We start from the raw sequence: 5,051 nt of genomic DNA, 5'->3' as shown, positions 1-5,051 counted from the left end.
TACGGCGCCAACCCGGCAGATCTGGACGTGTCGGCGTGAGTGTCGCTCTGGTGGTCGCGGTGGTGCTGATCGCCCTGCTGATTCTCCTGCCCCTGTGACCGAGGGCGAGGTGGTCGACCACGTGGTCGCCGCGCTGAAACGCGGTGAGGGCGGCCACCTCGTCACCCCGAACATCGACATCAGCCGGATCGTCGCCCGCGACGAGCGGGCCCGCGGGTTCGTCGAAGGCGCCGACCTCGCGGTGGCGGACGGCATGCCGTTGGTCTGGGCGGCGAGACTGCTCGGCACCCCCCTGCCCGGCCGGGTAGCCGGTGCCGACCTGATCTGGTCCCTGTCGGAGGCCGCCGCCTTCTACCGCCACCCCGTGTACCTGCTGGGCGGCCCCGCGGGTGCGGCCGTGCAGGCGGCCCGCGAGCTGGTGGGCCGCCACCCGAAGCTGATGATCGCCGGAGTCGACGCCCCGCCGTACGGGTTCGAGGACGATCCGGAGAGCTATGCCCGGGTACGCGACGCCGTGATCGCCGCGGCACCCCGGCTGGTCTTCGTCGGGCTCGGCTTCCCCAAGCAGGAGCGGCTCATCGCCTCGCTCCGCCGGGACCTGCCGGGCACCTGGTTCGTCGGCTGCGGCTCGGCGATCGCCTTCGCGGCGGGCACCGTCCGGCGGGCTCCGGCGTGGATGCGCGGGGGCGGCCTGGAATGGCTCTTCCGGCTGACCCGGGAGCCTGGCAGGCTGGCTCGCCGCTATCTGGTCGACGACCTGCCGTACGCCCTCAGGCTCCTCGCGGTATCCCTGCTGCGCGGGCTCTTCTCCTGAAAGGCCCTTCTGAGAGAACGCCGTCCGTCAGGAGGCCAGCTCCCTGACCCGGAGGGCCTCCTGCGGGCTCAGCCTGGCGTCGGCCTCGGCGAGGGCGCGGCGCGAGTCCATCGGCCGGTAGGCCGTACGGGACAGGCCGCTCCAGGCGAAGCCGTCGCCGCTCGCGCCGGACGCGGCGGTGCACGCGTGGCGGACGCGCCCCTCGGCGCGGGCCGACCAGGTCAGGCCGGCCCGTTCGTACAGGCGGCGAAACTCCGTCAGCGGGTCGCGGGCCAGGTCCTCGTAGCGGGCCAGGGTTATCCGAGGATGCCGTTCGGCCAGGTCGGCGGCGGTGATCCCGGCCGCCCGCCACAGGGCCACGGCCTTGGCGATGCGGTCCTGGGAGCCGACCAGCGGGCGCAGTGCCTCCAGGTGGGGCTGGTCGCGCATCAGCAGCGGCTGTTCGAGTAGTTCGTGGAAATAGACGGTCCAGCCGAGCCGTTGCCAGCTACCGACGAAGGCCACCGGGTCGCGGAGCAGGATGATCACCCGGCATTCGAGCCGGTCGGCGAACCATCCGGCGGAGAACAGCGCGAACGGGTCGTCGAGCAGCGCCCGGCGGCCGCGTAGCCGCCCCAGCGTGAACGCGGTGCCGTACCGGACCATCCGCGCCAGGTCGTACGGTGAGCGGTTGCGGCGCAGTTCGGCCCGGAACCCGTAGCGCAGCGCGACGGTGCGGGTGAAGGCGGGCAGCCAGCCCCGCTCGTTGTCGGTACAGATGTACTGGAAGCGGTGGCCGACCACGGAGTCGAGGACGCCGGGGGAGCCGCCAGGCGGGTGCTCGGGGTTGAGCGGTTCGTTGACGTAGACCAGTTCCCCGCTCGCCGCGAGCATCCTGCCCGTCCAGCTCGTCCCGGTCCTGGGCAGCCCGGTGACCAGCACGGGTGTCGCGCTGTTCATCAAGGCGCCCGCCACGGGCTCAGGGCGGCCAGGCTGTGCGCGCCGAAGGGCCGCAGACCGTACCGGCGGTGGATGTGCCAGAGCGGCAGCAGGTTCTTGACCATCGTGCCCCCCGCCCAGCCGAGGGCGGCGCCGAGCGAGCCCAGGGAGGGGATCAGCAGCAGGTCGAGCAGCACGGTCGTGGCGACGGCGGCGGCCAGATTGGCCAGGCTGGCACCGGTGTGCCCGGCGGCGGTCAGCACCACGTCGGCCATCCCGCACGCGGTGGCGAGCGCCATCGTCACGGCCAGCACGATCGCCACCGGTGCACCGGAGGCGTAGCCGTCCCCGAAGACGGCTCCGAGCAGCCACGGAGCGAGTGCCGCGTACCCGAGCCAGACCGGCCAGGTCAGCAGGACCAGCCAGACGGTGGCCGACTGGTACAGCTCCCGGGCACGTGGCAGGTCGCCTTCGGCCAGAGCCCGCACCAGCCTCGGTTGGGTGGCCTGCGCCAGGCCCTGGCCGGCCAGCTGACCTACGATCTTGAAACGGGTGGCGGCGGTGTAGACGGCGACCTCGGCCGGCCCGGCCAGCAACGCCACGATCACGATGTCCAGCCGCTGGAACACCGCCTGGATTCCGGCCGCCAGCGATCGGGGCCAGGTGTGGCGCCACAGGTCGTGCGCGGTGCCCGGCAGGTAGGACGTCCGAGGCAGCCGCCGGTGCAACCAGACCGAGGCCAGCAGCAGCACCGGCAGGTACGGCAGTGCCCAGGCCGCGGCGAGCAGCGGCACCGAGTCGCGGCCCGCGAGCACCACGGTCCCGACCAGGGCGAGCTGGGCCGACGGCTGGAGCACGCCGTCCAGCAGCACGGTCGGCCGCATCGAACCGAACCCCCGGGTCGCGCTCACCATGACGCCCGAGCACGTCACCGCGGGCAGGGCCGTCGCCAGTACCCGCAGCGTGGGGTCGGAGGTGCTGAGGATGATCGCACAGGCGGCCGCCAGCGAGAGTGCCGCGACCGGGACGAGCGCCGCGCGGACGTAGCCGGAGGTGCGGCGGTGGTCGAAAGGACGGGACCTGGCGATGAAGTGGACGAGCCCGTTCCCCGCGTCCAGCCGCAGGACCGTGGCGACCGCCAGACACAGGGCGGTCGCCGAGAAGAAGGCACCCGCCGTCTCCTGGCCCACCCCCCTGGCGACCAGTACGACGGTCAGGAACTGAGCGGCGGCCCCGGCACCCGCCCCCAGCAGCCCCGCCACCCCGCTCCGCGCGGCCCCGGTCAGACCCGCCGGACGGGTGGGGCTCAGCGGCGCCACGACGGCTCCCCGCCCAGCCACGAGGTCAGCAGGGTGTCCTGCTCCTCGAAGCGGCCGGCCAGCTCGCGGCGGAGCCTGCGGGGCATCGGAGCGGGTCTGGTCCGGGAGTTGTGCCGTTCGAACACCGGATCGCCGAGGTGCGGCAGCCCCAGGAAGGCCAGCACGCGGTCGTAGACGAGCTCCGGTTCGGCGAAGAACCGGCCGCTGTCGATGACGAGCAGGCGATCCCTGCCCACCAGTGGCTCCAGCCGGGCGAGCTGCTCGGCGTAGCGGCCCCTGGCCAGGTAGGCGTGGTGGCGGTGGGGCAGGTTCGTCGAGTGCGGCGAGTTGCGCAGGGCCTGCACCGCCCCGGCCAGCCGCTCCTCCTCCAGTTCCACGGCCCTGGCGAAGGACGGCTCCGTCTCGAACCCCCTGGCCAGTTCATGGGCGTGCGCGGAGTAGGCCCGCTCGACGGGGTCGCGGACCAGCACGATCAGCCTGGTACCCGGCAGGTCGCGGGCGATACGGGGGCCGGCCAGGGGGTGGAACAGGTAGTAGGGCGACGACTCGAAGGCCTGGGGCCGGCAACCGTACCTGCGTGCCAGTGCGGAGGCCGACACCCGCAGCGGAAAGTGCGCCCGGTACCAGGACAGGCCCCGGTCGTACGCCATGTCGAAGTAGTGCACGCCCTTGCGCAGCACCGGTTTGAGGACGAGCGGGTGCTGGGACAGGGCACGGTACAGCGAGGTGGTGCCGCAGCGCTGCGCCCCGACGATGAGGAAGGAGGGCAGCACCCGGCTCCCCGAGGTGAGGCGTCCCATGCCCCAGGTGGCCGCGTGGAGCGAGCGCTTCAGCGCGGGTTTCACGGCAGGGCCTCCTGGGAGTCGACGACGGGGTTGAGCCAGAGTTCCGGCGGCCCGAGGGGCGCGTGGCCGTCGGCCGCGTGCCGGTCGGCGAGCGCGATCAGGTAGCGGATGGCGGTCAGCCGGGATTCGGCAGCCGACAGCCCGAACGGGGCCAGGATCCGCAGGGCCCGCGCCACACAGGCTCTGGCGGCGGTGACCGGGGCGTCGCGGCGCAGGGCCCGCTGGAAGAAGTGGTGGACGGCGTCGAAGCCGAGCGGTACCCCGGTGCCGAACCGCTCCCAGTCCCAGACCAGCAGCCGCCCGTCCGGGCCCCGAGAGATGTTCCAGGGCGTCAGGTCACCGTGCCAGGCGAACTCCCGTCCGGTGCGGGGCTCCGTCCCGGTGGCCCGAGCGCGGTCTCCGAGGGCACGCCCCGCCGGGTCCGGGTCCGGGCAGCCGGGGTCTTTGGAAGGCTCGCGGTCCGGGACCGGCTCCGCGGGGACGCGGGCGATCTCGGCGATCGCGTCGGTGAGGACGCCGCTGGGGACCCGCCCCCGCCGTACCGGGAGCGGGGTCAGCGCCAGCACGGACAGGCCGCGCCAGGACCCGTGGTGCAGCACGGCGGGTGGGACGACCGTCTTCAGCGGCACACCGGCGAGCAGGTCGAGCGTCCGCGCCTCGTGCGCGACGAGCTCCCTGGTCAGGTCGGTGTCGCCGACCTTCACGAAGGCGATCGGCCCGTCGGGGCCGCGCGCCTCCAGGATCGGCTTGCGGTTGGCGCGCAGTGCGGGGCGCACGCGCAGCGTGACGCGGACGGGGGTGTCGAACACCTCGCTCAGGTGGTTCTCGATGCCGTCCTGCCCGGACGGCACGATGAGCCTCCCGCCGGGATGCCACCAGGCGCGGGGGACCAGCCTGCGGGGGAGCAGCCGGTGGGGGAGCAGGGTGTAGGGCCTCGGGGCGCCGGGACCGGGGAACAGCAGGTCGATGGTCTCGTCGAGGTAGCGCAGCCGGGCGCGCGCGTCGTTCATCGAATACCTTCAGCGTGGAGACCTCCGCCTTCAGGCGGGGGAGGAAACGCGGCGCGGTGCCGTGTTTCCGGGTGGGTGGTGTAGCCGTAGCCGTCGGCTCGTTGGAGCAGGCGGACGTGGCGGTGGTGGATTCCCTGCACGGTGC

General features: G+C 73.4%; 5 protein-coding genes. 1 reads left to right on the top strand and 4 read right to left on the bottom strand.

Annotated elements, in window-relative coordinates; genetic code table 11:
- The first annotated feature begins 94 nt into the window (after positions 1 to 94).
- Complete coding sequence (locus AB0J58_RS44050; protein ID WP_364227588.1) at positions 95 to 814, top strand: WecB/TagA/CpsF family glycosyltransferase; 720 nt, start codon at positions 95 to 97, stop codon at positions 812 to 814.
- Between the two features lie 27 nt (positions 815 to 841).
- Here AB0J58_RS44050 and AB0J58_RS44045 read toward each other — a convergent pair whose 3' ends face one another.
- The 4 genes from AB0J58_RS44045 to AB0J58_RS44030 are packed head-to-tail and all read right to left on the bottom strand — an operon-like array spanning position 842 to position 4,906.
- A complete protein-coding gene (locus AB0J58_RS44045; RefSeq protein WP_364227585.1) occupies positions 842 to 1,753 on the bottom strand; it encodes a sulfotransferase in 912 nt (303 codons plus the stop codon).
- On the bottom strand, positions 1,753 to 3,051 hold the full coding sequence (locus tag AB0J58_RS44040) for a lipopolysaccharide biosynthesis protein (protein WP_364227583.1): 1,299 nt from the start codon (positions 3,049 to 3,051) through the stop codon (positions 1,753 to 1,755). Before AB0J58_RS44040 ends, AB0J58_RS44045 begins: the two co-directional genes overlap by 1 nt.
- Entirely contained in the window at positions 3,039 to 3,896 is an 858-nt protein-coding gene (locus AB0J58_RS44035; RefSeq protein ID WP_364227580.1) for a sulfotransferase, read from the bottom strand. The genes AB0J58_RS44040 and AB0J58_RS44035 overlap by 13 nt, the downstream gene beginning before the upstream one ends.
- Positions 3,893 to 4,906, bottom strand: coding sequence for a hypothetical protein (locus AB0J58_RS44030; protein WP_364227578.1), 1,014 nt, complete (start codon positions 4,904 to 4,906; stop codon positions 3,893 to 3,895). Before AB0J58_RS44030 ends, AB0J58_RS44035 begins: the two co-directional genes overlap by 4 nt.
- Positions 4,907 to 5,051: the final 145 nt, after the last annotated feature.

The sequence above is a fragment of the Streptosporangium sp. NPDC049644 genome, from assembly GCF_040675205.1.
Taxonomy (GTDB): Bacteria; Actinomycetota; Actinomycetes; order Streptosporangiales; family Streptosporangiaceae; genus Streptosporangium; species Streptosporangium fukuiense.
Note: the sequence above shows the minus strand (reverse complement) of the source record. Positions and strands in the feature narration are given on the sequence as shown.

What these genes read in the sequence shown, in the direction of transcription:
- AB0J58_RS44045 (WP_364227585.1), bottom strand. Translation starts at nt 1,753, where the DNA reads ATGAACAGCGCGACACCCGTGCTGGTCACCGGGCTGCCCAGGACCGGG.
- AB0J58_RS44030 (WP_364227578.1), bottom strand. Translation starts at nt 4,906, where the DNA reads ATGAACGACGCGCGCGCCCGGCTGCGCTACCTCGACGAGACCATCGAC.